Source organism: Rhizobium sp. BK379, from assembly GCF_014193955.1.
GTDB lineage: Bacteria > Pseudomonadota > Alphaproteobacteria > Rhizobiales > Rhizobiaceae > Rhizobium.
In genome coordinates this window covers 326,747-353,630 of record NZ_JACIAD010000002.1, presented here as the reverse complement: position 1 = coordinate 353,630, position 26,884 = coordinate 326,747, and the positions used below count along the sequence as shown (strand labels likewise).

The 26,884-nt window shown below is 60.5% G+C and carries 26 protein-coding genes; 22 read left to right on the top strand and 4 right to left on the bottom strand.

What is annotated here, in order from left to right:
- Positions 1-125: 125 nt before the first annotated feature.
- The 3 genes from sppA (at position 126) to FHT93_RS12740 (ending at position 1,839) form a co-directional block, all read left to right on the top strand.
- Entirely contained in the window at positions 126-1,076 is a 951-nt protein-coding gene (gene sppA, locus FHT93_RS12750; RefSeq protein WP_113207058.1) for a signal peptide peptidase SppA, read from the top strand.
- A 30-nt stretch (positions 1,077-1,106) separates the two neighbouring features.
- The gene (locus FHT93_RS12745) at positions 1,107-1,406 is read left to right on the top strand and encodes an integration host factor subunit beta (RefSeq protein ID WP_003544934.1); all 300 of its coding nucleotides are present in this window, start codon (positions 1,107-1,109) and stop codon (positions 1,404-1,406) included.
- 100 nt (positions 1,407-1,506) lie between these two features.
- A complete protein-coding gene (locus tag FHT93_RS12740) occupies positions 1,507-1,839 on the top strand; it encodes a LapA family protein (RefSeq protein WP_029869035.1) in 333 nt (110 codons plus the stop codon).
- A 6-nt stretch (positions 1,840-1,845) separates the two neighbouring features.
- Here FHT93_RS12740 and FHT93_RS12735 read toward each other — a convergent pair whose 3' ends face one another.
- Complete coding sequence (locus FHT93_RS12735) at positions 1,846-2,289, bottom strand: GNAT family N-acetyltransferase (protein ID WP_113013083.1); 444 nt, start codon at positions 2,287-2,289, stop codon at positions 1,846-1,848.
- A 32-nt stretch (positions 2,290-2,321) separates the two neighbouring features.
- Positions 2,322-2,774: a carbon monoxide dehydrogenase subunit G gene (locus FHT93_RS12730; RefSeq protein ID WP_113013084.1), complete on the bottom strand. Its 453-nt coding sequence runs from the start codon at positions 2,772-2,774 to the stop codon at positions 2,322-2,324.
- Positions 2,775-2,889: 115 nt separating this feature from the next.
- Between FHT93_RS12730 and FHT93_RS12725 the strand changes: the two genes are divergently transcribed.
- The 6 genes from FHT93_RS12725 (at position 2,890) to FHT93_RS12700 (ending at position 9,371) form a co-directional block, all read left to right on the top strand.
- A complete protein-coding gene (locus FHT93_RS12725; RefSeq protein ID WP_113114713.1) occupies positions 2,890-3,987 on the top strand; it encodes a class I SAM-dependent methyltransferase in 1,098 nt (365 codons plus the stop codon).
- Entirely contained in the window at positions 3,984-4,841 is an 858-nt protein-coding gene (locus FHT93_RS12720; RefSeq protein ID WP_183847851.1) for an RNA methyltransferase, read from the top strand. The genes FHT93_RS12725 and FHT93_RS12720 overlap by 4 nt, the downstream gene beginning before the upstream one ends.
- Positions 4,838-5,344, top strand: coding sequence for a signal peptidase II (gene lspA / locus FHT93_RS12715; protein WP_029869030.1), 507 nt, complete (start codon positions 4,838-4,840; stop codon positions 5,342-5,344). Before FHT93_RS12720 ends, lspA begins: the two co-directional genes overlap by 4 nt.
- A gap of 55 nt (positions 5,345-5,399) precedes the next feature.
- Positions 5,400-7,634, top strand: a complete 2,235-nt coding sequence (locus tag FHT93_RS12710) for an ATP-binding protein (RefSeq protein ID WP_183847850.1) — start codon at positions 5,400-5,402, stop codon at positions 7,632-7,634.
- Positions 7,635-7,742: 108 nt separating this feature from the next.
- Entirely contained in the window at positions 7,743-8,618 is an 876-nt protein-coding gene (locus tag FHT93_RS12705) for a GNAT family N-acetyltransferase (protein ID WP_112541806.1), read from the top strand.
- Positions 8,619-8,735: 117 nt separating this feature from the next.
- The gene (locus tag FHT93_RS12700; protein WP_112541999.1) at positions 8,736-9,371 is read left to right on the top strand and encodes a VOC family protein; all 636 of its coding nucleotides are present in this window, start codon (positions 8,736-8,738) and stop codon (positions 9,369-9,371) included.
- A gap of 43 nt (positions 9,372-9,414) precedes the next feature.
- On the opposite strand, the gene FHT93_RS12695 is transcribed toward FHT93_RS12700, so the two are convergent.
- The gene (locus FHT93_RS12695) at positions 9,415-11,700 is read right to left on the bottom strand and encodes an NADP-dependent malic enzyme (protein WP_112541807.1); all 2,286 of its coding nucleotides are present in this window, start codon (positions 11,698-11,700) and stop codon (positions 9,415-9,417) included.
- A 113-nt stretch (positions 11,701-11,813) separates the two neighbouring features.
- On the opposite strand from FHT93_RS12695, the gene mutS reads away from it, so the two are divergent.
- From mutS to murJ, 4 genes are all read left to right on the top strand, one after another.
- Positions 11,814-14,540 (top strand): DNA mismatch repair protein MutS, encoded by a 2,727-nt coding sequence (mutS, locus tag FHT93_RS12690; protein ID WP_112541808.1) that lies wholly within the window; start codon positions 11,814-11,816, stop codon positions 14,538-14,540.
- A gap of 12 nt (positions 14,541-14,552) precedes the next feature.
- Positions 14,553-14,828, top strand: coding sequence for a hypothetical protein (locus FHT93_RS12685; protein ID WP_112970001.1), 276 nt, complete (start codon positions 14,553-14,555; stop codon positions 14,826-14,828).
- 114 nt (positions 14,829-14,942) lie between these two features.
- Positions 14,943-17,834: a [protein-PII] uridylyltransferase gene (locus tag FHT93_RS12680; protein ID WP_112541810.1), complete on the top strand. Its 2,892-nt coding sequence runs from the start codon at positions 14,943-14,945 to the stop codon at positions 17,832-17,834.
- On the top strand, positions 17,831-19,411 hold the full coding sequence (murJ, locus tag FHT93_RS12675) for a murein biosynthesis integral membrane protein MurJ (protein ID WP_183847848.1): 1,581 nt from the start codon (positions 17,831-17,833) through the stop codon (positions 19,409-19,411). Before FHT93_RS12680 ends, murJ begins: the two co-directional genes overlap by 4 nt.
- 56 nt (positions 19,412-19,467) lie before the next feature.
- On the opposite strand, the gene FHT93_RS12670 is transcribed toward murJ, so the two are convergent.
- Positions 19,468-19,896, bottom strand: coding sequence for a DUF882 domain-containing protein (locus tag FHT93_RS12670; protein ID WP_112541812.1), 429 nt, complete (start codon positions 19,894-19,896; stop codon positions 19,468-19,470).
- Between the two features lie 188 nt (positions 19,897-20,084).
- Here FHT93_RS12670 and FHT93_RS12665 point away from each other — a divergent pair, with 188 nt between their 5' ends.
- From FHT93_RS12665 to miaB, 9 genes are all read left to right on the top strand, one after another.
- Positions 20,085-20,489 (top strand): VOC family protein, encoded by a 405-nt coding sequence (locus tag FHT93_RS12665; protein ID WP_112541813.1) that lies wholly within the window; start codon positions 20,085-20,087, stop codon positions 20,487-20,489.
- Between the two features lie 91 nt (positions 20,490-20,580).
- On the top strand, positions 20,581-21,645 hold the full coding sequence (gene trpS, locus FHT93_RS12660) for a tryptophan--tRNA ligase (RefSeq protein WP_112970003.1): 1,065 nt from the start codon (positions 20,581-20,583) through the stop codon (positions 21,643-21,645).
- Between the two features lie 74 nt (positions 21,646-21,719).
- A complete protein-coding gene (locus tag FHT93_RS12655) occupies positions 21,720-22,211 on the top strand; it encodes a universal stress protein (protein ID WP_112541815.1) in 492 nt (163 codons plus the stop codon).
- Positions 22,212-22,318: 107 nt separating this feature from the next.
- Positions 22,319-22,885, top strand: a complete 567-nt coding sequence (locus FHT93_RS12650; protein WP_112541816.1) for a NifU family protein — start codon at positions 22,319-22,321, stop codon at positions 22,883-22,885.
- A gap of 88 nt (positions 22,886-22,973) precedes the next feature.
- On the top strand, positions 22,974-23,633 hold the full coding sequence (tsaB, locus tag FHT93_RS12645; RefSeq protein ID WP_113203409.1) for a tRNA (adenosine(37)-N6)-threonylcarbamoyltransferase complex dimerization subunit type 1 TsaB: 660 nt from the start codon (positions 22,974-22,976) through the stop codon (positions 23,631-23,633).
- On the top strand, positions 23,630-24,130 hold the full coding sequence (locus tag FHT93_RS12640; RefSeq protein WP_183847846.1) for an N-acetyltransferase: 501 nt from the start codon (positions 23,630-23,632) through the stop codon (positions 24,128-24,130). Before tsaB ends, FHT93_RS12640 begins: the two co-directional genes overlap by 4 nt.
- Before the next feature lie 34 nt (positions 24,131-24,164).
- Complete coding sequence (locus tag FHT93_RS12635; RefSeq protein ID WP_112541818.1) at positions 24,165-24,593, top strand: Fur family transcriptional regulator; 429 nt, start codon at positions 24,165-24,167, stop codon at positions 24,591-24,593.
- A gap of 90 nt (positions 24,594-24,683) precedes the next feature.
- Positions 24,684-25,418, top strand: coding sequence for a lysophospholipid acyltransferase family protein (locus FHT93_RS12630; protein ID WP_246781615.1), 735 nt, complete (start codon positions 24,684-24,686; stop codon positions 25,416-25,418).
- Positions 25,419-25,465: 47 nt separating this feature from the next.
- Positions 25,466-26,875, top strand: coding sequence for a tRNA (N6-isopentenyl adenosine(37)-C2)-methylthiotransferase MiaB (miaB, locus tag FHT93_RS12625; RefSeq protein ID WP_112541820.1), 1,410 nt, complete (start codon positions 25,466-25,468; stop codon positions 26,873-26,875).
- The last annotated feature ends 9 nt before the right edge of the window (positions 26,876-26,884 follow it).

The following is a 26,884-nucleotide window of genomic DNA, read 5'->3' as shown; positions in this document are numbered from 1 at the left end:
GGATTTTTTTCTGCAACAAGCAACTAAACCGAAAATAGCAGGTTTCCGGGCATTTTCTCGAAGGGGCTTGCGCCTTATTTCCCAGCGGCGGAAACCGCTGTTGGGTTTCGTTTCTGGAGGTTGGAATGGACAGCTCGATCATCGCAGACCGCCGGCTGCTGCGCCGCAGGCTTGGTTTCTGGCGCCTTGCTGCGGTCGTGCTGCTCGTTGCGCTGGGCTTCGCGCTTTATAATTTTGCCTTCAGCGAAAGTAGCACGGCGCGGCCGCATATCGCCCATGTGACGATCTCCGGCCTCATCACCGATGATGACGAACTGCTCGAGCGACTGAAAAAGATCAAGGATAATGATCAAGTCAAGGCAGTCGTGGTCTCGATCTCCTCGCCCGGCGGCACGACCTATGGCGGCGAAAAGATCTTCAAGGCGATCCGGGCGATTGCGGAGAAGAAGCCCGTCGTCTCCGACGTCAGGACGCTCGCAGCTTCCGCCGGCTACATGATTGCAACGGCCGGCGATACGATCATCGCCGGCGAAAGCTCGATCACCGGCTCGATCGGGGTCATCTTCCAATACCCGCAGATCCAGCCACTGCTCGACAAGCTCGGCGTCTCGCTGCAGGAGATCAAATCTTCGCCGCTCAAGGCCGAGCCGTCGCCGTTCCACGACACGAGTGAAGAAGCCAAGGCCATGATCCGCAACATGGTTCTCGACAGCTACGACTGGTTCGTCAACCTTGTTGCCGACAGGCGCAAATTGCCGCATGACGAGGTGCTCAAACTGGCTGACGGCACGATCTATACGGGCCGCCAGGCGCTCAAGGTGAAGCTCATCGACGCCGTCGGTGGAGAAGCGGAAATCAAGGCCTATCTGACCTCCCGAAACGTTAGCGACAAGCTCCCGGTCGTCGACTGGGACAAGAAGAGCAACACGCCCTTTTTGCTCGCTGGAGCTGTTTCGCGATTGATTACGATCTTTGGTTATGGTGATCTGGTCAAAGGTCAGGATATGAACGGCATCCTACCCCCAAAGTTGCTCCTTGACGGGCTGCTTTCAGTTTGGCAGGTTGGCCAGGATTGAATAAGAAATCAATAATTTAAGGGGGCAATCGTGATCAAGTCCGAACTGGTGCAGATCGTTGCGGCACGCAATCCGCATCTCTACCACCGCGATGTTGAAAATATCGTCAATGCGGTCCTCGACGAGATCACGGATGCGCTTGCTGCCGGCAACCGCGTCGAACTGCGCGGCTTCGGCGCATTTTCGGTCAAGAACCGCCCATCCCGCTCCGGCCGCAACCCGCGCACCGGCGATACGGTATTCGTCGAAGAGAAGTGGGTCCCCTTCTTCAAGACCGGCAAGGAACTGCGCGAGCGCCTGAACCCCGGACAGGCCGACGAAGAGGATTGATCCTCGGCATCGCGCATCAAGCCACACTTGAACTTCGCCGCCGCCCTTCTATTCTGGCGTCCATGAAGCTTGCCTTTGGAAGACCGGCGCGGAGAACCATATGACCAAGAAGATCATCAACCTTTTGATTTTGCTGCCACTCGGCGTCATCCTGATCATCTTCTGCGTCGCCAACCGACAGAATGTGACGCTTGCCTTCAATCCGTTTCGCCCGGAAGATCAGGTTCTTTCCCTCGCCGCGCCTTTCTTCGTCTTCCTGCTGATCGCCTTCATCATTGGCATGCTGGTGGGTTCTGCTGCGACCTGGTTCAATCAGGGCAAACATCGCAAGCGCGCACGCGTCGAAGCCAAGGAAGCAATCCGCTGGCAAGGCGAAGCTGGCCGCCACAAAACGCGGGCGGAGGAAATCGCCGGACAGTTACCCTCGCGATGATTGCAGCTATCCCGTCGTGGCGGGAATGAAACTCAGTTCTTCATAGTCGCCTTCCGTCGAAGCGCCCCTGCCGGTGACCTGAAAGCCATGCGCCAGATAGAAGGCTTTGGCCCTGCTGTTGTTGACCAGGCATTTCAGCCGATACCTGTGCTCGGGCCAGGCGGGAAGCGATTGCAGCAAGGCAGTTCCCGCGCCTTTGCCCTGGAATTCGGGCAGTATGTAGAGCATGTGGATGAAATCATCCGCCGCCCAGATCGATATGAAGCCAGCTATCTTCCCAGCGGGTCCCTCGCAGACGGAGATCATTTCGCCGTTGGTATGGGCGGCAAAATCCTCCCGATGAAATTTGCCGGGGTCCACCCATGTGAAGGTTCGGCGTCGGACGGAGAGGTAGATCTCAGCGAGCTGCATCGCATCTTCGGGACGGTTCGGTCGGATTTTCCAGGTCATCGATCCTGCTTGGAAGGGATTGTGCATGGTGTCTAGCCTGCAGCCTTTTCGACGACGGCCGCGTTGAAGCTGCCCCAGAAGCGTCGCGCGAGCTTTTCCAGCGTGGTGCGGATCAGCCTGCCGCCGAGTTCGGCGACCCGGCCACCCGTATCACCGTCCGCCTTATAACACAGCAAGGTATGCAGGCCCTCGTCCACCAGGGTCACATCGGCTTCGCCTCTTGCAAAGCCGGCAATCCCGCCCCGCCCTTCCGCGGCGATGGTGTAACTGCGCGGAACATTGACATTCGAAAGCCTGATCTCGCCGTTGAACGTAACGGAAAACAGTCCGAAACCGACTTTGACCGTTGCCAGGAATTGTGTGGGCGACAGCTTTTCGACGCTCTGGCAGCCGGGAATGCATTGCCTGATGATATCGGGATCGTTCATGGCCGCCCATACGACATCCCGCGGCGCGGCGATGCGTTCCTCCCCGATCAGTTCCATCAGCAATTCCCCATTTCCATGAGCGAACCATATCATAACGGGAAAGCGCTTTGCCAAGGTCGGACAGGATGCTATTTGCACTGGCTCAATTGATTTTTGGACGCGGAAGACCACGTTGAAACAGAGAGAACGCCGGCCCGGCGCGAAGACGTCGGCAGGCCCTTCGGGCGGACGCCGCACCGATGCGCGACCTGCAATGCCGGAGAAGACGGCCGCAAAACCTGCACCTCAGCGCGAACAGCGCCCACCGGCAGCCATTCCGGCAGCAATCGACCGCCCGCTCATGGTGCGCAATGGCGAGCGGCCGGCTGAACGCGTCCCCGTCATCCTCGATTCGACGGGCGCCGGCGATTTCCATCTGATCGACAGCGGCAACGGTCAAAAGCTGGAGCAGTACGGCCCCTACCGTATCGTGCGCCCTGAGGGACAGGCACTGTGGCAGCCAACGCTGCCCGCCCATGCCTGGGAGAAGGTCGACGCTGTCTTCACCGGCGATACGGATGAGGAAGGCACCGGCCGCTGGCGTTTTCCGAAGGAGGCGCATGGCGAGACCTGGCCCCTCAACCTGCTCGGCGTCGATTTCTTCGGTCGCTTCACCTCCTTCCGGCACGTCGGCGTTTTTCCCGAGCAGATCGTGCACTGGAGCTGGATGAAAGAACAGGTGGAACGGGCTGGGCGACCTCTGAAGGTGCTGAACCTCTTCGGTTATACCGGCGTCGCCTCACTGGTCGCCGCCGCCGCCGGTGCGGAGGTCACGCATGTGGACGCGTCGAAGAAGGCGATCGGCTGGGCCCGCGAAAACCAGGCGCTGGGACGCATGGAGAAATTGCCGATCCGCTGGATCTGCGAGGACGCCATGAAATTCATCCTGCGCGAAGAGCGCCGCGGCAGCCAATACGACATCATTCTCACCGACCCGCCGAAATTCGGCCGCGGGCCGAACGGCGAGGTCTGGCATCTCTTCGAACACCTGCCGCTGATGCTGGATATCTGCCGCGAGATCCTATCGCCTAGAGCCGTCGGCCTGGTGCTGACCGCCTATTCGATCCGGGCGAGCTTCTATTCGATCCACGAATTGATGCGCGAGACAATGCGCGGGGCCGGCGGCGTGGTCGAATCCGGCGAACTCGTCATCCGCGAGGCAGGCCTCGACGGCAAGACGCCGGGTCGGGCGCTCTCCACTTCCCTCTTTTCCCGCTGGGTGCCGAAATGAACGAATTCCACGATCGCGGCCCCCGCAGGGTTGGGCAGGTGAAGGAAGTTACCTCGCTTGCCAATCCGATCATTAAAGACATCAAGGCGCTGACGAACAAGAAGTCGCGTGAAGAGAGCGGCACCTTCATGGCTGAAGGGCTGAAGCTCGTCATCGACGCGATCGAGCTCGGCTGGACAATCCGCACGCTCGTCTATGCCAAGGCAGCCAAGGGCAAGCCGCTGGTCGAGCAGATGGCGGCAAAGACCGTTGCGTCCGGCGGTCTGGTGCTCGAAGTCAGCGAGAAGGTGATCTCCTCGATCACGCGTCGCGACAATCCGCAAATGGTGGTCGGCATTTTCGAAACGCGCTGGGCAAAGCTCAGGGATATCCGGCCGAAGGATGGAGAGACGTGGGTGGCGCTCGACCGCGTGCGCGATCCCGGCAATCTTGGAACGATCATCCGGACGGCTGACGCGGCCGGCGCCTCCGGCGTCATTCTTGTCGGCGAAACGACCGATCCTTTCTCGCTGGAAACGGTGCGGGCCACCATGGGCTCGGTCTTTGCCGTTCAGGTCGCGCATGCAACTGCGGAGGAATTCATCACCTGGAAGAAGCAGGCGGGCGTTTCCGTCGTCGCGACCCATCTTGCCGGCTCGGTCGACTATCGCACGATCGATTACAAGAAGAAGCCGATCGTGCTTCTGATGGGTAACGAACAATCCGGCCTGCCGGACCAGCTTGCCAGGGAAGCGGACGCGCTTGCCCGCATTCCGCAGCAGGGCCGCGCCGATTCCCTCAATCTCGGCGTTGCCACTGCCGTCATGCTTTTCGAGGCACGCCGCCATCTCCTCTCACTATCCGAGGGCAAATGACCGATCTTGCGACCGCACGCCCGGCGCTCTTTTCACGACCGCTGCCGATCCTGATCTTCATCGTGATCGCCGTCATCCTCGACCAGATCGTCAAGATCGCCGTCGACCATTATCTTCCGCTGCAGGAGGCCGTGCCCGTCATTCCGATGCTGGCGCTCTACCGCACTTACAATCTGGGCGTCGCCTTCTCGATGCTATCAGGCATGGATGGCTGGTTCATCGTCGGCATGCGCCTGATCATCGTCGCTTTCGTTCTTTATCTCTGGCATCGCACGGCCAAGGACCGCTGGCTGGCGCATCTCGGTTACGCGCTGATCATTGCAGGAGCGATCGGCAATCTCATCGACCGTTTCGCCTATGGCCATGTGATCGACTACATCCTCTTCCACACGGAAACCTGGTCCTTCGCCGTGTTCAATCTCGCCGACAGTTTTATCACCGTTGGCGCAGGCTGCGTCATTGTCGATGAGATGCTGCAGAAGCCGAAAAAGACGGATCATTAAATTTTTAGCGGATTCCTGAAAACATTCGGAACGGGCAATATGTTAGCTGGACTGCATGCAAAGTCTGGCGCAGTTACAGGACCGATTGTCCGCCGCATTCGGCGGTACCGCCGTCAGGGCCTACCGAGGCCGGGCGGCGGGTGAATTATCGTCGCCGCCTCCCCTGCGCTCTCTGTATCCTCTGCTCTTTTACTGGCTCGGCGGAGCAGGTCTCATTTCGGCGATCCTGCTGCTGTTGCTTTCTCACTGGGGCGGGCCACTCGTTGCAGGCCTCGGCCTTGTCCTGATCGCCGCGATTGCAGGCTATCTTGCCACGCTTTTGAAGAACGGAGCCAGGCCCGGCGGGCGAAGCCCGGATATATCTGAACGTGTCGATACAACCGGCCTGCTCGGTGAGGTCCATGACGTGCTCGGCGACATCGTCGTCACCCGGACGATGGACCGCCGCATCATCGGCGCCAATGAGACGTTCCGCCGGCTGACCGGGCGCGCCAAACCCCAAGGCCAGACTTGCGAGGAGATCGGCCTTGCCTTCCGCCCCGGCCCTCAGCCGCACCGCTATGATGTCGAAATCTCGACATCGACCGGCCAGCGCATCTTTCTCTGGCAAGATGTGGTGACCCGCGATCCGGCAAATGGACGCCTGCTTCTGCAGAGCATCGCGCGCGACGTGACCGAAGAGCGGCTTGCCGCCGAAAGCCGTGAGGAGGCTCGGCAGAAGGCCGAATATAACAGCGCCGCCAAATCGCGGCTGCTTGCCACGGTCAGTCACGAAATCCGCACGCCTCTGTCAGGCATTCTCGGCATGGCGCATCTGATCGCAGAAACGAAGCTCACGCAGGAACAGCAGAACTACCTCACCAGTATCCGCCAGTCCGGTCAGGCGCTGACGCAGCTGGTTGAGGATTTGCTCGACTTTTCCACCATCGAGGTCGGCCGCTTCCAACTTCATCCGCGCTCGGAATCCCTGCGCAAGCTGGTCGAAAGCGTTGTCGAGATGCTCGCCCATCGCGCCCATGAGAAGGGTATCGAGATCGGCGCGACAGTTTCCTCCGATGTACCGGAGCTGATGAACTTCGATCCGGCGCGACTGCGGCAGGTGCTCTTCAATGTCATCGGCAATGCCGTCAAGTTCACCCAGGCCGGCGGTGTCTTCATCCGCGTCTCCCGGGCTGCCGGCGAGCTGGTGATATCGGTGACCGATACCGGGCCCGGCATGACGGCGGAGGAGCAGGCGCGCATATTTGGGGAATTCGAACAGGGCGGTTCGCTTGCCCAGAAGAGCAACGGCACGGGCCTCGGCCTTGCAATCTCCGCCCGTATCATGCGCGAATTCGACGGTTCGCTGACAGTTGCGAGCGAGAGGGGCAAGGGCAGCCAGTTCACCATCCGCTTTCCTGTCGAATTTTCGGAAGAGGATACAGCCACCCGGAATGCATTGCTGGCGGGAAACAGCATCGTGCTGCTCGCTCCGGCGGGCGCAGCACGCACGGCGATCGCCGAAACAATCACGACGCTTGGCGGACGCTGCCACCTGGTCGCCGGCGGCGAGGCGGCGCGCGAAAGTCTGCTGTCGCTAGCCCGCAGCGGCGAGCGACCGACCGATATTATCGTCGATCACCGCATGTCTGACGATTTCTCGCTGCACATCGCCGATCGCACGGAGATCGCGGCACTCGGCCTGCGCAAGGTGCTGCTCGTCAATCCGGAAGAGCGCAACTCCTATTCGCTCGACCTCTTCGATGCGTGGCTGATCCGGCCGCTGCGCGAGCAGTCGCTGATCGATGTGCTGCGCGGACGCATGCGCGGCATGGAAAAGCGCGATGCGCTGAACGACAACCAGCCCGGGCTCGGCCCATCCATTGCTGAACGCACGGCGATGGGCGGCGGTCTTTCCGTTCTCCTCGGCGAGGACGATCCGATCAACGCCATGCTGGTGCGCGTCATGCTGGAAAAAGGCGGCCATTCCGTCAGGCACGTGGATGATTTCGAAACCCTGCTCGATTATGCACTGGGTGACGACAGGCCCGATATCATCATCAGCGATCTCTCCATGCCCGGCGGCAATGGCATCGACATGCTCGGACGCCTGCGCGGACACGAACGACGGCTCGATCTTCAGCCCGTACCGGTCATCGTCCTGACTGCCGACAAGAGTGACGAATCGCGGCGACAGGTCTTGCTCAACGGCGCCAATCGCGTCATGGTGAAACCGGTGGATCCAGTCAGGCTGTTGACCGAAGTACAGGCGGTTGTTGCGCTTTCGGCACGCCGGGCTGAGGCGCGCTGAAGGTGGGGAAATCGGCACGTTTCTTGCGTGCACAAATTCGATATGTCACTTTCCTGTCGTACATAAGTGTTTTATGGCGTGTGGTAGGCCGGAGACGGGAGAATCGCCATGTCTGTTGACATCCTTAATTGTGACGCTGTTGCCGAGGCCGCTCGGCCGTCGACGGCTGCCGCCCCGAAGGAAGACGATGTTCTCGGTCGTATCGGCAATCTGGAGACTCGCCTTGCCCGCAGCGCGCGTGAAATCGATGCCGCGCAGGCTGTGCGTTACCGCGTTTTCGTCGAGGAAATGAAGGCCCAGCTGCCGGCAGACGCCATGCGCCGCGAGCGGGACTTCGATGCCTACGATGCCTTCTGCGATCATCTTCTCGTTCTCGACCGCTCGATCGAGGGAGACGCTGAAGACCAGATCGTCGGGACCTACCGCCTGCTGAGACAGGATGTCGCCATGGCCAATGGCGGTTTTTACTCGGCTTCGGAATTTGCGATCGACGAGCTCATTGCCCGTCATCCCGACAAGCGCTTCATGGAACTCGGCCGCTCCTGCGTGCTGCCGGAGTACCGTACCAAGCGTACGGTGGAACTGCTCTGGCAGGGCAATTGGGCCTATGCGCTGAAGCACGGCATGAGCGCCATGTTCGGCTGCGCCTCCTTCCCAGGCGTTCACCCGGAAAGCCATGCGCTGGCACTCTCCTTCCTCTATCACAGCGTGCTCGCCAAGAACGAATGGGCCGTTGGCGCCCTGCCGCATCTCGCGCGCGACATGGACCTGATGCCGGCTGAAGGCGTCAATCCGAAAAAGGCGCTGATGGCCTTGCCGCCGCTCATCAAGGGTTACCTGCGCCTCGGCGCGATGGTTGGTTCCAGCGCGGTCGTCGATCAGGCGTTCAATACGACCGACGTACTGATCGTGCTACCGATATCGAGCATTTCGGACCGGTATCTCAATTATTACGGTGCAGACGCAGGTCGCTTCGCAAGCTGACGGCCATCGCTTGACGGCGATGTCTCATGCATCCATTCTTGTTCGGCGTTTTCAGTAGGGCGCATCGGCAATGGTGCCGGCTGGGCTATGCCCGCCTACAAGATCAAACCTTGCGCCATGCCGAACCTCGAAAATCTCCGGAAGAAAGCCAAGCAATTCAAGCGCTGGCATCAGGATCGTTATTATCCTGTCGCCGCAGAGATTCGCCATTGGCTTGCCCGCTACCGCCATCTCAATGACCGGCAAATCCTCGAGCTTGAGTTCAAGCTTGCGGATGCACAGGAACTGGTGGCCGCACAGGAGGGATTTGAAAGCTGGGAGGCGCTGAAAAAAGGGCTCACGGAGATGAGTGCAACCGACCAACAGAAATCCGCTTGCCAACCGACATTGCTTGACGCTCAGCCACAGCTTTTTGTGGACGATATCCAGGCCGCCTGCGATTTCTACTCACAGAAACTCGGCTTCACGATCGCCTTTACCTACGGCGAACCGCCCTTTTATGCGCAAGTCGTTCGCGATGCAGCCAGGCTCAATCTTCGCCACGTCGACATGCCTGCCTTCCATCCTGAACTTCGTCAGCGCGAGAGGGATATCCTGTCGGCAACGATCACACTTGATGATGTGAAGGCGCTTTTTCTCGAATACACCGCAAATGGCGTGCCGTTTCATCAGCCGCTGAGGCTGGAGCCCTGGGGCGCCAGAACATTCATCGTATGCGATCCAGATGGAAACCTGATCGCCTTCGCGGGCTAGGCTGCGTGCGGCCGGACCACAGTGATCCGGCCTCTTTTATCTATCAGGAGCCGGCAGCATAGGCCGCGATGGCAGCCATGTTGACGATATCGCTGTCCTTGGCGCCCATCGAGGTGATCTGCACCGCCTTGTCTAAGCCGACGAGGATAGGGCCAATGACTGTCGAGCCGCCGAGTTCCTGCAGCATCTTGGTCGAGATCGATGCCGAGTGGAATGCCGGCATCACGAGGACGTTGGCCGGGCCGGAGAGGCGGCAGAAGGGATATTGCTCCATCACCTTGCGGTTCAGGGCAACATCGGCGGCCATTTCGCCATCATACTCGAAATCGACGCGACGCTTGTCGAGGATCTTTACTGCTTCGCGGACACGCTCGGAACGCTCCCCCGAGGGATGGCCGAAGGTGGAATAGGCAAGCAACGCGACGCGCGGCTGGTAGCCCATGCGGCGCGCCAGACCTGCGGCCTCCTCGGCAATATCAGCAAGCTCCTCTGCCGTCGGCATGTCGTGGACCGCAGTGTCGGCAACGAAGACCGTGCGGCCGCGGCAAAGCGCGATCGACACACCGATCACGCGATGGCCCGGCTTATGGTCGATGCAGCGGCGCACATCTTCGAGTGCCGTCGAATAGTTGCGGGTGATGCCCGTCACCATGCCATCGGCATCGCCAAGCGCCACCATAGTGGCCGCGAAATGGTTGCGGTCATTATGGATCAGGCGCTGCGCATCGCGGTGCAGGTAGCCTTTGCGCTGAAGGCGGGCATAGAGATAGTCAATATAGGCCTCGACACGGGTCGAGATACGAGCGTTGACGATCTCGAGGCCGGGGCGATTGAGGTCGATGCCAGCGCGTTCGGCCGTTGCATGGATCAGGTCCTCGCGACCGAGCAGTATGGCTGTGCCAAGCTGCTGATTGGCGTATGACATGGCGGCGCGCAGCACCTGCTCCTCTTCGGCCTCGGCGAAAACCACCCGCTTCGGGTGACGGCGCACACGCTCATAAAGGCTGGCGAGCGTAGAGGCGATCGGATCGCGACGGGCCGACAGCTCTCGCTTGTAGCCAGCCATGTCGGTGATGATCTTGCGGGCGACGCCGCTTTCGATCGCCGCCTCGGCAACGGCGGCCGGAATAGCTGAGATCAGGCGCGGATCGAAGGGAACCGGAATGATATATTGCGCGCCGAAACGCGGACGATTGCCCTGATAGGCAGCCGCAACATCGTCGGGCACATCTTCACGGGCGAGGCTGGCGAGTGCGTTTACAGCGGCAATCTTCATTGCATCGTTGATGGTCGAAGCGCGGACGTCGAGGGCGCCGCGGAAGATATAGGGGAAGCCCAGCACATTGTTGACCTGGTTCGGATAGTCCGAACGGCCGGTCGCCATGATGGCGTCATCACGGATACGGGCGACTTCTTCCGGCGTGATTTCCGGATCGGGATTGGCCATGGCGAAGATGATCGGCCGGTCGGCCATGGAGCGGATCATCTCCTCGGAGAAGGCACCCTTCTGCGACAGGCCGAAAACCACATCGGCGCCCTGCATGGCTTCTTCCAGCGTGCGGGTATCGGTCTTTGCCGCATGCGCCGACTTCCACTGGTTCATGCCTTCGGTGCGGCCCTGATAGATGACGCCCTTGGTATCACAGAGGATGATATTTTCCGGCGCAAAGCCCATCGACTTGATGAGCTCGACGCAGGCGATGGCGGCAGCACCCGCACCGTTGCAGACGAGTTTGGTGGTCTTGAGATCACGCCCGGTCAGTTCCAGCGCATTGATGAGGCCGGCGGCAGCGATGATTGCCGTGCCGTGCTGATCGTCATGGAATACAGGAATATCCATCAGCTCGCGCAGGCGGCTTTCGATGACGAAACAGTCCGGCGCCTTGATGTCTTCCAGATTGATGCCGCCGAAGGACGGGCCGAGGAAGCGCACGCAATTGATGAATTCGTCAATATTTTCGGTGTCTACCTCGAGGTCGATGGAATCGACATCAGCGAAACGCTTGAAGAGAACCGATTTGCCTTCCATGACCGGCTTGGAAGCCAATGCTCCGAGATTGCCGAGGCCAAGGATGGCGGTTCCGTTGGAGATGACGGCGACCATATTGCCGCGGGTCGTATAGTCGTAGGCAGTGGCAGGATCGGTGGCGATGGCTTTGACGGGCACCGCGACGCCGGGAGAATAGGCAAGCGAGAGGTCGCGCTGTGTCGCCATCGGCTTGGTCGGGTTGATCTCCAGCTTGCCTGGCCGACCCATCGCGTGAAATTCGAGCGCTTCCTTGTCGGTAACAGAGGTCACCGGCCGTTCTTTCTTCTCCATCTGGGACATGCCTCCTCCAAACGTCTGTGGGTGACGTTTTCCTCTTTCCCAATTGCTGTTGTCATCTATAGCGGCGCGCGGATAGGGTTGGCACCTGTTTTTTTGGGAAAAACTGCACCTCCGTGAACGCACGAATAGACAGCAGAAACGAAGCCTTCTCGGCAGCCGAGCTCGCGACTGAGGAAAGTCGCGCCTCGGCGACGCCGATGATGGAACAGTATATCGAGATCAAGGCGAACAATCCGGATTCGCTGCTCTTCTATCGCATGGGCGATTTCTACGAGCTGTTCTTCGAGGACGCGCTCGAAGCTTCGCGCGCGCTCGGCATCACGCTCACCAAGCGTGGCCAGCACATGGGGCAGGACATAGCCATGTGCGGCGTGCCTGTACATGCGGCCGACGACTACCTGCAGAAGCTGATCGGGCTCGGCTACCGCGTCGCCGTCTGCGAGCAGATGGAAGACCCGGCAGAAGCCAAAAAGCGCGGTTCGAAATCCGTCGTCAAGCGCGATGTCGTCCGTCTTGTCACCCCAGGCACGATTACCGAGGAGAAGCTGCTTTCCCCCTCGGAATCGAACTATCTGATGACGCTGTCGCGCATCCGCGGTTCTTCCGAGCCGGCGCTGGCGCTTGCCTGGATCGATATTTCCACCGGCGTCTTCCGCTTGGCGGATACCGAAGCATCGCGACTGCTCGCCGATATCCTGCGCATTGATCCGCGCGAACTCATCGTTCCCGATACGATGTTTTATGACGGCGAACTGAAGCCGGTCTTCGACATACTCGGTCGCACTGCCGTTCCGCAGCCGGCCGTGCTTTTCGACAGCGCGACAGCAGAAACGCGTATAGCGCGCTATTTCGAGGTTTCGACGCTCGACGGTTTTGGAAGTTTTTCGCGCGCCGAGCTGGCGGCCGCCGCCGCAGCCGTCGCTTATGTGGAAAAGACACAGATTGCCGAGCGGCCGCCGCTCGGGCGGCCCGAGCGGGAAAGCGGCGCGTCGACGCTGTTCATCGATCCGGCAACACGCGCCAATCTGGAACTTGTGCGCACGCTTTCCGGCGATCGCAATGGCGCCCTGCTCAGAGCGATCGACCGGACGACCACCGGCGGAGGGGCGCGACTGCTTGCGGAGCGGCTGATGTCACCGCTGACGGATCCCATCCGGGTCAACCAGCGCCTGGATTCGATCGGCTTCCTGATGCAGGAACCGTCGCTCTGCGGCGACTTGCGCGACGCGCTGAAACACGTTCCGGACATGCCGCGGGCACTCTCCCGCCTGGCACTCGACCGCGGCGGTCCGCGGGATCTCTGGGCTATCAGGCAGGGGCTTGGTGCGGCGGCTCAAATCGCCGATCTGCTGGGAAGCGCGATGCTGCCGGAGGAACTGGGGCAGGCGCGCATGGGGCTGCAGGCTCTCCCATCCGAACTGGAAACACTCCTCGCCGAAAACCTCGCCGAAGAATTGCCGCTCCTGAAACGCGACGGCGGCTTCCTGCGTGACGGTGCCAATGCCGATCTCGACGAGGTTCGAGCGCTGCGCGACCAGTCGCGCCGGGTCATTGCCGGCCTGCAGCTGCAATATGCCGAAGAGACCGGCATCAAATCGCTGAAGATCAAGCACAACAATATTCTCGGCTATTTCATCGAGGTCACCGCCGGCAATGCCGGGCCGATGACCGATACATCCGAGGCGAAGGCCCGCTTCATCCATCGCCAGACAATGGCGAATGCCATGCGCTTCACCACCACCGAGCTTGCCGACCTCGAAAGCCGGATTGCCAACGCCGCAGACCGCGCGCTGCAGATCGAGCTCGAAGCTTTCGGCCGGATGACGGAAGCGACCGTGGCCGAGGCCGAAGCGATCAAGGCCGGCGCGCGCGCGCTTGCCGTCATCGATGTCGCGGCAGGGTTGGCACTGCTTGCGGAAGAGCAAGCATATTGCCGACCGCTGGTCGACGGCTCGAAGATGTTTGCAATCGAGGGCGGGCGCCATCCCGTCGTCGAACAGGCGCTGCGGCGGCAGTCCATCGGCCCCTTCGTCGCCAATAATTGCGATCTCTCGCCCGTTTCAGATGGGAAGGATGGGGCGATCTGGCTGCTGACCGGCCCGAACATGGGCGGCAAGTCCACCTTCCTGCGGCAGAACGCGCTGATCTCGATTCTCGCCCAGATGGGTTCCTTCGTGCCGGCAACGTCAGCGCATATAGGAATCGTCGACCGGCTGTTTTCGCGCGTCGGCGCTTCCGACGATCTGGCGCGCGGGCGTTCCACCTTCATGGTGGAAATGGTCGAGACGGCTGCGATCCTCAACCAGGCAACCGATCGTTCCCTCGTCATTCTCGACGAGATCGGCCGCGGTACTGCGACCTTCGACGGCCTTTCCATCGCCTGGGCGGCTGTCGAGCATCTGCACGAAGCCAATCGCTGCCGCGGGCTTTTCGCCACGCATTTCCATGAACTGACAGTACTTTCAGAAAAGCTTGCCCGGCTATCGAATGCGACGATGCGCGTGAAGGAATGGGACGGCGATGTCATCTTCCTGCACGAGGTCGGTCCAGGTGCGGCCGACCGCTCCTATGGTATTCAGGTCGCGCGGCTCGCCGGTCTGCCCGCCTCTGTCGTGGCCCGCGCGCGCGATGTGCTGACCAGGCTTGAAGATGCCGATCGCAAGAACCCGGCGAGCCAGCTGATCGATGACCTACCGCTTTTCCAGGTCGCAGTGCGCCGCGAGGAAACATCGCGCGGGCCTTCCAAGGTGGAAGAAGCCCTCAAGGCAATGAGCCTCGACGACATGACGCCGCGCGAGGCGCTCGATGCGCTTTACGACCTTAAAAAGAAGATGAAATAGGAGCAGCACCCCGTGTTCATGGAAAAACTGCTTCAGGAAACCCAGCGACTCTCCGTCATCGTTTCGATGCTCGAAGTCATGAAGCAATCTGATGGTAATCTGGAGGCGCGCGGCTGGAACACGCCGATCGGCATGGCGAAGATCACCGGTTCCTGCCTGAAGATCGGCGAACTCAGCGGCGCGATCGTCGATGCCGGCTACCGCGAATGTGACAAGGCGACGCTTAACGGCATCATGAGCGAGACGCGGCAGGTTCTCGATACGCTGCTGACGCAGGCATCAGCCTGAGGGCTTGCGGCAAAGCGTCCGTCACCTGCGGCTTGCCAACACCATTTCGCCAAATTTAAAGGTTCATGGAATATGAAGACCCGTGTCAATCCGCGGGCAAAGAGGCTATAGCGCATGCAGATCAAACAAGAGGCGCGCCATGAGCAAGCGGCTCGGACCGAAGAGACAACCGCCCGGCCGATGGTGACGCACGACATCGATTTTTCCGAAATCCTCGATGTGGAACTGCTGCAGGGGCAATGTAACGCCATTGCCGAAGCCAACCGCAACCGTCCGGACGTGCTGCGGAACGATCTTCTTGCCGTTCTGAAGAAAGCCAGCGTCGAAGGGCGCAGGAAGGCGCGCGAACTGCTCGATGCCCAAGGTGGCGGACTTGATTGCGCCCACCGCATTTCCTGGCTGCAGGACCAGATCATCGCCGTTCTCTATAATTTCGCCACCGAGCATGTTTTCCCGAAGCAGAAGGACAAGTTTTCGGTGACCGCCGTCGGCGGCTATGGCCGTGACACGCTCGCGCCAGGCTCCGATATCGACCTGCTCTTCCTCTTCCTGCCGAAGCCGGCGGAAGAGACGCATAAAGCCGTCGAGTTCATGCTCTACATGCTCTGGGACATGGGCTTCAAGGTCGGGCACGCGACGCGTACCGTCGAGGAATGCATCGCGCTTTCCAAATCCGACATGACCATCCGCACCGCCATTCTCGAGATGCGCTACATTTGCGGCCTGAAGTCGCTGGAGGCGGATCTGGAAGGCCGCTTCGACAAGGAAATCGTCACCGGCACGGGGCCGGAATTCATCGCCGCCAAACTTGCCGAACGTGACGAACGCCACCGCAAGGCCGGCGATACGCGCTACCTCGTCGAACCCAACGTGAAGGAAGGCAAGGGCGGCCTTCGCGACCTGCATACGCTCTTCTGGATTTCGAAATATTACTACCACGTCCGCGACCCGGCCGATCTGGTGCCGCTCGGCGTGCTGTCGAAGCAGGAGTACCGGCTTCTCAAAAAGGCCGACGATTTTCTGTGGGCCGTGCGCTGCCACATGCATTTCCTGACAGGCAAAGCGGAGGAGCGTCTTTCCTTCGACATCCAGCGCGAGATCGCCGAGGCGCTCGGCTATCATTCCCGCCCCGGCCTCTCGGCCGTCGAGCGTTTCATGAAGCACTATTTCCTGGTCGCGAAAGATGTGGGCGATCTCACTCGCATCCTCTGCGCGGCACTCGAAGACCAGCAGGCGAAATCGATCCCGGGACTGACGGGGGTCATCAGCCGCTTTACCCACCGCAATCGCAAGATCCCCGGCAGCGTCGAGTTCGTGGAGGACCGCGGCCGCATCACACTCGCCAACCCCGATGTCTTCAAGCGCGATCCGGTCAGCATCATCCGTCTGTTCCATGTGGCCGATATCAACGGACTGGAATTTCATCCCGATGCGCTGAAGCGCGTCACCCGTTCGCTCGCCCTCATCAACAACGACCTGCGTGAGAATGACGAGGCGAACCGGCTTTTCCTGTCGATCCTGACGTCCAAGCGCGATCCGGCGCTGATCCTGCGGCGCATGAACGAGGCTGGCGTGCTCGGCCGCTTCATTCCCGAATTCGGCAAGATCGTCGCGATGATGCAGTTCAATATGTATCATCACTATACGGTCGACGAGCATCTGATCCGCGCGATCGATGTTCTCTCCGAGATCGACAAGGGCAAGGCGGAGGAATTGCATCCTCTCGCCAACAAGCTCATGCCGCATATCGAAGACCGCGAGGCTCTCTATGTCGCCGTGTTGCTGCACGATATCGCCAAGGGCCGGCAGGAAGACCATTCGATTGCCGGCGCACGCGTCGCCCGCAAGCTCTGCGCCCGCTTTGGCCTGTCACAGAAGCAGACCGAGATCGTCGTCTGGCTGATCGAGGAACATCTGACCATGTCGATGGTCGCGCAGACGCGCGATCTGACGGACCGCAAGACGATCACCGATTTCGCTGATCGCGTTCAGTCTCTCGACCGCCTGAAAATGCTGATCATCCTGACGATCTGCGACATCCGCGCTGTCGGACCAGGTGTCTGGAACGGCTGGAAAGGCCAGCTTCTGCGCACGCTCTATTACGAGACGGAACTGCTGCTTGCCGGCGGCTTCTCGGAAGTGTCGCGCAAAGAGCGCGCGCAGGCCGCGGCCGAAGCGCTCTACGCCGCGCTTTCCGACTGGAGCCAGAAGGACCGCCGCACCTATGCCAAGCTGCATTACCAGCCCTACCTGCTCTCCGTGCCGTTGGAAGACCAGATCCGCCATGCGCATTTTATCCGCCAGGCAGACAAGGCGGGGCAGGCCTTGGCGACGTCAGTGCGCACGGACAGTTTCCATGCCATCACTGAAATCACCGTTCTCTCCCCCGACCACCCTCGCCTGCTCGCCGTCATTGCCGGCGCTTGCGCTGCGGCCGGGGCCAATATCGTCGATGCGCAGATCTTCACCACCTCCGACGGACGGGCACTCGACACGATCCATGTCAGCCGGGAGTTTCCGAACGATGAGGACGAGCTTCGACGCGCTGGCACCATCGGCCGCATGATCGAGGACGTGCTTTCCGGCCGCAAACGCCTGCCCGAGGTGATCGCGACCCGCACGAAGAACCGGAAGAAGAGCAAGGCCTTCGTCATTCCACCGTCGGTGACCATCACCAACAGCCTGTCTAACAAGTTCACCGTCATCGAGGTGGAATGCCTCGACCGGCCGGGCCTGCTGTCGGAAATGACAGCCGTTCTCTCCGATCTGTCGCTTGACATCCAGTCGGCGCGCATCACCACCTTCGGTGAGAAGGTCATCGATACCTTCTACGTCACCGATCTCGTCGGCCAGAAGATCTCCGGCGACAGCAAGCGTTCCAATATCACTGCCCGCATGAAAGCGGTCATGGCCGAGGAGCAGGACGAACTGCGCGAACGCATGCCGTCAGGCATCATCGCCCCTGCCGCTACTGCCGCCGAAAAGAAAGCCGGTTCCCCCGTATGAGCCTCGTCAAGAAATTCGCCACGGTCGGCGGCGCCACGCTCGGAAGCCGCATCTTCGGTTTTGCCCGCGAAACGCTGATGGCAGCGGCGCTCGGCACCGGACCGATGGCCGACGTCTTCTATGCCGCCTTCCGTTTCCCGAACCTGTTCCGCCGGCTGTTTGCCGAGGGCGCGTTCAATGCGGCCTTCGTGCCGCTCTTTGCCAAGGAGATCGAGGCGAACGGCATCGATGGCGCAAAGCGCTTTTCGGAAGAAGTCTTCGGCGTTCTGTTCTCCGTGCTGCTGCTCATCACCATCGTGATGGAGCTTTGCATGCCATTGCTGGTGCGCTTCGTGATCGCACCGGGCTTTGCAGACGATCCGGAGAAGTTCGACATTACTATCCGCATGGCGGCGGTGATGTTCCCCTATCTCATGTGCATGTCGCTCACGGCGATGATGAGCGGCATGCTGAATTCGCTGCATCATTTCTTCGCGGCAGCGGTGGCGCCCGTCTTCCTCAACGTGGTGATGATCGGCGCGCTCTTTTACGCGCTCTATACCGGCGCCGAACCGCTCGCGACCGCCTGGTATCTGTCATGGGGCGTGCTGGCAGCGGGCGTCCTGCAACTCGCCGTCGTCTATCTCGGCGTGCTGCATGCCGGCATCAGCATCAGCTTCCGCTTTCCGAAGATGACGCCCAACGTCAAGCGGCTGCTGATCCTTGCCGTTCCGGCGGCCGTGACCGGCGGCATTACGCAGATCAACCAGCTGATCGGCCAGGCGATCGCCTCCTCGCGCGAGGGCGCCATCGCCGCCCTGCAATATGCCGACCGTATCTACCAGCTTCCGCTCGGCGTCGTCGGCGTCGCCGTCGGTGTGGTTCTGCTGCCCGAGCTTGCCCGCGCGCTGAAGGGCGGCGCGTTACGCGAGGCCGCCTTCCTGCAGAACAGATCGATCGAATTCGTGATGTTCCTGACGATCCCCGCCGGTTTCGCGCTGTGGATTCTGTCGGACGAAATCATCCGCGTGCTCTATGAGCGCGGCGCCTTCCATGAGCAAAACACCCTGATCGTCGGCTCGATCCTTGCGATCTACGGCATCGGGCTGCCGGCCTTCGTGCTCATCAAGGCGCTGCAGCCGGGCTTCTATGCCCGCGAGGATACCAAGACGCCGATGCGGTTTTCGGCAATCGCGGTCGCCACCAACTGTGCGACCGCGTTGACGCTCTTTCCCTATATGGGCGCACCCGGCATTGCAGTGGCGGAAGCGACAGCAGGCTGGATCAGCACCGTGCTGCTCTTCACCACGCTTCTGCGCCGCGGCCACTTGACATGGGAATGGGCGCTTGCCAAGCGCACCGCGCTGCTGATCGTCGCCTCTGCCGTGATGGGCGTTGCGATCATATATCTCAAACATTACTGGGCGCCTTCGCTCGCCTCGGGCGCGCCGCTTCTGACCAAGGTCAGCACGCTTGGCCTGCTGATTGCGATTTCGATAGTCATCTATTTCGCGACCGCCTTCCTGATCGGCGGCGCGGACCTCGGCATGATACGGCGCAATCTCAATCGCAAACCGGCACCCGCGAAGGACGTATAAGGCTCTCTTTACGCGATTACTGACGCAAGCTGCCGCGCGCCTTCGCTGGAATTGCTTCAGCAATCCACCCATCGTCGCTGCGGGCCGACATCGACATGGACGATGCCATTGCAATAGGTGCCGATCCCACCGATGCCGGGAGCGCTTTTCGCGGCGGCGATGATCGTTCGTTCCGGCACACCGGGGATCCGGATATCCGCCGCCAGGCATTTTCCATGCATGGACCCATGGCGACGGGGGTGCGGGCGAAAGCCCGAGGTTATCATCGGCCGTCGCCCGGTCTTTGCCGCGATATACGACAAGACCGCTCGCAATCGCTCAGGGAAACAGCTGGCACGAACGCTGACGGTCTGAACCGTATAGGCAACGCGCAGTTCGTGCTTTGGAAGATTGTTGGTCTGCCGTCGGCCATCTTGACCGACAGCGGTGGTTGCTGATTGTAGGGCAAAGAGGCCTGCCACAGCGAGCAAACTGGCGTTTTGCATAGTCCCTCCGATCGGTTACACAGACGGCTCAATGCGGCCGTCACGCCAGTCGAGGGATTTTCAGTTCAAAAAAAGCTTTTCTGTGAAATTTTATACTCAATTTTAGCTAAGTCTTCTGATCAATTTGGCGTAAAACAGGACGTTTAGCAGCACCAAAAGAGAACAAATTCCCAAAAATCGGAGATCTTATGGCCCAATCCCTGTTCCTCGTCACCCTCGTCATCGATGACTATGATCGCGCCAAAGCCTTCTATTGTGAGGCGCTTGGCTTTGAATGCCTGCAAGACGAAGTGCAGCCGGAAGGCAAGCGCTGGGTGGTCGTGAAGCCAAAAGGCGGAGATGGGGCGGCCTTTCTGCTCGCGCAAGCGGCCAGCGAAAGCCAGCGAGCCGCCATCGGCAACCAGACCGGCGGGCGCGTCGGCTTTTTCCTCAGGACCGACGATTTCGCACGAGATCATGCGGCGATGCGTGCCGGCGGCGTGCGCTTTCTGGAGGAGCCTCGCCATGAGGTTTACGGCACTGTGGCCGTCTTTTCGGATCCTTACGGCAACACCTTCGATCTCATTCAACATGCCGCGCCCGAGGCCTCTTGATTGCGACCGGGAGCCCGTGCATAAGCGCCCGCGTTAGCAACATGGGCCTTTGGCCCTGGGGCCCTCCACCAGCCTAATCGAGGACAGCATCATGGGTGAATTCAAGAAGCTCGTATTCTCCGGCGTTCAGCCGACGGGCAACCTGCATCTCGGCAATTATCTCGGCGCGATCCGCCGCTTCGTGCAGCTTCAGGACGGCAACGATTGCATTTATTGCGTCGTCGACCTGCATGCACTGACCGCGCAGCTCGTCCACGAGGACATGCTGTCGCAGACGCGCTCCATCGCAGCCGCCTTCATCGCTTCCGGCATCGACGCTGAAAAGCATATCGTCTTCAACCAGTCCGCCGTACCGCAGCACGCCGAGCTCGCCTGGATCTTCAATTGCGTCGCCCGCATCGGCTGGATGAACCGCATGACGCAGTTCAAGGACAAGGCCGGCAAGGACCGTGAGCAAGCCTCGCTCGGTCTCTACGCCTATCCGAGCCTGATGGCTGCCGACATTCTCGTCTACCGCGCCACGCATGTGCCTGTCGGCGAGGACCAGAAGCAGCACCTCGAGCTGACGCGCGACATCGCGATGAAGTTCAACCTCGATTACGCCTCGCATATCCGCAAGACGAACTACGGGATCGACATCGCCGTCGGCGACGAGCCGGTGCATGCCTATTTCCCGATGGTCGAACCGCTGATCGGCGGACCGGCGCCGCGCGTCATGTCGCTGCGGGACGGCACGAAGAAGATGTCGAAGTCCGATCCGTCGGATCTTTCGCGCATCAACCTGATGGACGACGAGGATGCGATCTCCAAGAAGATCCGCAAGGCCAAAACCGATCCGGATGGATTGCCGAGCGAAATCGCAGGTCTCGAAAATCGGCCCGAAGCTGAAAACCTCGTCTCGATCTATGCCGCACTCGCCGACAAGACGAGAGAACAGGTGCTCGCCGAATTTGGCGGCCAGCAGTTTTCCGTCTTCAAGCCAGCACTGATCGATCTCGCCGTTCAGGTCCTGTCGCCGATAACTGGCGAAATGCGCCGCCTGATGAACGATACGAGCCACATCGATGCGATCCTGCGCGACGGGAATGAGCGCGCAAGGGCGCGCGCCGACGTGACGATGCGCGAACTTCGGGAAATCATCGGCTTCCTCTACTAGTCGATCGCCATGCAGAGCCCCCGTGCAAAACGGGGGCTTGCAAATTTTCGGTCACAGGTGTCAGAGTTCGCGCCATGGTATCAAAGCGACTCTCACGGCTCGAAGGTCATCGCCGCAAGTTCATGGCGGTGATAGACGGGACACCCGAATGCCAACGCGCCGTCCATTATGCCGGGCGGCGCGCCAAGAATTCCAATGGCGGTCTCATTCTTCTTTATGTGATCCCGGAAGGCGATTTCCAGCAATGGCTTGGCGTCGAGGAGATCATGCGGGCGGAAGCTCGCGAGGAGGCGGAAGCCACAGTTGCCAAGGCTGCGCAGATCGTGCGCGAGACGATAGGCATCGAGCCTGAGATCGTCATCCGTGAAGGCAATTCGGCCGAGCAGATCAACGCCGTGATCGAGGAGGACCGGGACGTTGCCATCCTCGTGCTTGCGGCAAGCTCGGCCAAGGAAGGACCGGGGCCGCTGGTTTCTTCCGTTGCAGGACGCGGAGCGGCCTTTCCGATTCCAGTTACCGTGCTTCCCGACACGCTGACCAACGAGGAAATAGACGCCCTCTGCTAAGGCATTTCTTGAGTATCAGTCTCTTGAATCAGCCGGACAATAGGCTTATTTTCTTTTGAAGAATTCTAAAGACGGTAGAGGCTGAAGCCCGCCGCATGGAGAGCGAGATGTTCATTCAGACCGAAGCCACGCCGAACCCCGCCACGCAGAAGTTCCTTCCCGGCAAGGTCGTGATGGAAAACGGTACGGCCGAATTCCGCAATGCCGATGAAGCCCAGGCTTCGCCGCTCGCTGCCCGCCTCTTCGAGATTCCGGGCGTGACCGGCGTCTATTTCGGCTACGACTTCATTTCCGTTTCCAAAGACAATGCCGAATGGCAGCATCTGAAGCCAGCCATTCTCGGCTCGATCATGGAGCATTTCATGTCCGGCAAGCCGGTCATGGGTGACGCCTCGATCCTGTCGGAAGATGTCGATGCCGGCGATGAATTCTTCGATGAAGGCGACGAATCGATCGTGCTGACCATCAAGGAACTGCTGGAGACCCGCGTGCGTCCGGCCGTTGCCCAGGATGGCGGCGACATCACCTTCCGTGGGTTCAAGGACGGCAAGGTTTACCTGAACATGAAGGGTTCCTGCTCCGGTTGCCCGTCTTCGACGGCAACGCTGAAGCACGGCGTCCAGAACCTGTTGCGCCATTTCGTTCCGGAAGTGCAGGAAGTGATTGCCGCTTAAAAAAGCCGGATACGCCGGGCCGTTCATCCGAGGTTCGGCCCGACGGATTTATGGATAGGCGACAATAGTTTATTCGGATATTGATGGCATGATCGTTCTGGCGCTCGACACGGCAGGTGTGGATTGCGCTGCCGCTATTTATGACAGCGGCAGGAATACGATGCTGGGGGAGGCATCGGACATGATCGGCAAGGGGCATGCTGAACATCTGATGGGTATCGTCGACCGCGCGCTGGATCAGGCGGGCGTCGCACTTTCGGATATCGACCGCCTTGCCGTCACCATCGGCCCCGGCTCCTTTACCGGTATCCGTGTCGGCGTTGCAGCAGCCCGCGGCTTTGCGCTTTCCCTCGATATTCCCGCCGTCGGCATAACCACGCTCGAAGTCATGGCAGCCGCCCAGCGTGAAAAGACGCCTGGCCGCGCAGTGCTCGCTGCGATGGATGCCAAGAGGGAAGAAATCTATCTTCAGTCTTTTGCGGCCGACGGCGCCGCGCTCGACGAGGCACGCGCGGTCAGCATCGCCGAGGCTCAGGCTTTCGCTGCCGATTTCGACGGCGAGATCACCGGTTCGGCGACCCCGATCCTGAAACCGGATGCAACGGGCGAATACGCCAACTCCTTCCCGATCTCCATCGTGGCGCGTCTCGGTGCTGCCGCGAACCCGAATACCGGAAAGCCGAAGCCACTTTATCTGCGCGGACCCGATGCCAAACCGCAGGCCGGATACGCGATTGCAAGAGTATGACGATGCTGGAAGCCTATCTGACGCTGAAACCGGAATTCGAAATCGTCACCATGCAGCCGGAGGATTGCCTCGACGTTTCCGTCCTGCACGGCGAGCGCTTTGCCCGCCCCTGGGGTGACGGCGAATTCCACAGCCTCTTGTCACAGAACACTGTGTTCGGCTTCGTCGCCCGCCAGACCAATGCGATCCTGAAAAAGACCCTGCCGGGCTTCATCCTTGCGCGCCAGGTGGCGGGCGAGGCGGAAATCCTGACGGTTGCCGTACAGGCAAAGGTCGCGCGTTCCGGCCTCGGGTGGCGGCTGATGCAGGCCGCCATACGCGAAGCACGGCTCCGTGGCGGCGAAAGCATGTTCCTGGAAGTCGACAACGGCAATACCGCCGCCCTCGGCCTTTACCGCAAGCTTGGCTTCGAGCAGGCCGGTGAGCGCAAGGGCTATTATAAGGATGCCAACGGGGCTACCTCCACGGCGCTTGTCATGAAGCGCGTTCTTCGGTAGTTCCCTTCTCGGCAGGAATAGCGAGAAGGCAGCCATGACTGAGGTAGCCAAAACCCTTGAGGAGCTTTGCGCTGAACGCGGCATGCGCATGACCGAGCAGCGCCGGGTAATCGCGCGCATCCTCGAGGACTCAGAAGATCATCCGGATGTCGAGGAGCTCTACCGCCGCTCCGTGAAGGTCGACGCCAAGATTTCGATTTCGACGGTCTATCGTACGGTCAAGCTTTTTGAGGATGCGGGAATCATCGCCCGGCACGATTTCCGCGACGGCCGCTCGCGCTACGAGACGGTGCCCGAGGAACATCATGACCATCTGATCGACCTGAAGAGCGGCGTCGTCATCGAGTTCCGCTCGCCGGAAATCGAGGCGCTGCAGGAGCGGATCGCGCGCGAGCATGGCTTCAAGCTCGTCGATCACCGGCTGGAACTCTACGGCATCCCGCTGAAGAAAGACGAACTCTGACATCATGGCAGTCCGGGAGCGCCACATTTGATCGTCCGGCTGCGCATTTTCTTCGCGCTTACCACCATCATTGTCGTCAGCATCCTTCTCATGCCGCTGCAGATCCTGGCGCTGCATTTCGACTGGAAACTCCGGCGTACCCTGCCCCGCCGCTGGCACCGTATCGTCTGCTATTGTCTCGGCATCCGCATCCGCGTGCGCGGCGAACTCGAGGGCCGCCGGCCGCTGATGCTCTGCTCCAACCATTCCTCGTGGATGGATATCATGGTCATGTCGGCGGTAGCCGACGTTGCCTTCATCGCCAAGATCGAGGTTCGCGACTGGCCGATCTTCGGGATGCTCGCCAAGCTGCAGAAGAGTGTCTTCGTGGTGCGGGAAGAAAAACGCCGCACGGGCGATCAGGCGAGCGAGATCGCAGGCCGCATGGCCGACGGTGAAATCGTCGTGCTGTTTCCCGAGGGAACGACGTCGGACGGTAACCGCCTGCTGGAGGTCAAGTCGTCGCTCTTCGGTGCAGCCGCCATGGCCGTGCCCCATTCCCCGACCGGCGCGGTGATGGTCCAGCCGGTGGCGATTGCCTATACTCAAGTGCATGGCATCGCTATGGGCCGCTACCATCGTCCACTTGCAGCCTGGCCCGGCGATATAGAGCTTCTGCCGCATCTGAGCGACATCCTGAAATGCGGTGCGATCGATGTCGAAGTCTCGTTTGGCGAGGCGGTCGAATATGGCGAGAAGACCAATCGCAAGACAGTCAGCACCACGATCTCCGCCCGCATCCGCAACCTGCTGAACAGCAGCTTGCGCGGCCGTAATATCGACTGAACCGAGAGTCCCTTTTCTCGCGCGGTAAAAACCACTAAATAGCCGCCATGACCCAGGACAACGCCCTTCTTCAGGCCCCGGAGACTTCTCTTCGCGATGGCTCCAACAGCCGCAAGGTTTTCATCAAGACCTATGGCTGTCAGATGAACGTCTACGACTCGACCCGCATGAGCGATGCTCTTGCCCGCGACGGCTATGAGCCGACCGAGGACATGGAAGAGGCCGACCTCGTCCTGCTCAATACCTGCCATATCCGCGAGAAGGCGGCCGAGAAGGTCTATTCCGCGCTTGGGCGCCTTCGGGAGATGAAAAAGCGCAAGGCTGCCGACGGCCGCGAGATGATGATTGGTGTCGCCGGCTGCGTCGCGCAGGCCGAAGGCGAAGAGATCCTTCGGCGTGCGCCGGCGGTCGATGTCGTCATTGGCCCGCAGACCTATCATCGCCTGCCGGAAGCGCTCCGCCGCGCCAAGGAAGGCCACCGCGTCGTCGATACGGAATATGCGATCGAAGACAAGTTCGAGCATCTGCCGATCGCCGAGGCACCGAAAATCCGCGCCCGCGGCGTAACAGCCTTCCTGACGGTTCAGGAAGGCTGCGACAAGTTCTGCACCTTCTGCGTCGTGCCTTATACGCGCGGCTCGGAAGTGTCGCGGCCGGTGTCGCAGATCGTCGAGGAGGCGATGAAGCTTGTCGAAGCCGGCGTGCGCGAAATCACCCTGCTCGGCCAGAACGTCAATGCCTGGCACGGCGTCGGCCCCAAGGGCGAAGAGTGGAGCCTCGGCGACCTGCTCTATCGGCTTGCCGATATCCCCGGCCTTGCGCGGCTTCGCTACACAACGAGCCACCCGCGGGACATGGACGATCGGCTGATCGAGGCGCATCGCGACCTTCGGACGCTGATGCCCTATCTGCACCTTCCGGTTCAGGCCGGATCGGACCGAATTCTGAAAGCCATGAACCGTCGCCACACGGCAGCGGAATATCTTTCGCTCATCGAGCGCATCCGCAAGGCCCGCCCTGACATTGCGCTTTCAGGCGACTTCATAACCGGCTTTCCGGGGGAGACAGACCGGGAATTTGAGGATACACTAAAACTCGTTGAGGAGGTTCGTTATGCACAGGCCTTCTCGTTCAAATATTCGACGCGGCCGGGTACGCCCGGTGCGGAATTGAAGGACCAGGTGCCGGAAGATATCAAGGCAGAACGGCTGGAACGCCTGCAGGCGCTGCTTCTCAAGCAGACGCAGGAATTCAACGAATCCTGCATCGGCAAGGAAATCGATCTTCTCCTGGAAAAGCCGGGCCGCATGCCTGGTCAGCTTATCGGCAGATCGCCGTGGCTGCAGTCCGTGAATGTTGATGCAAAAGCATCGCAAATCGGTGACATTATTAAAGTGCGAATCACAGGAACCGGAACCAACAGCCTGTTTGCCGAACGCGCAGAGGCTGAGGTTTAACCCAGGGAG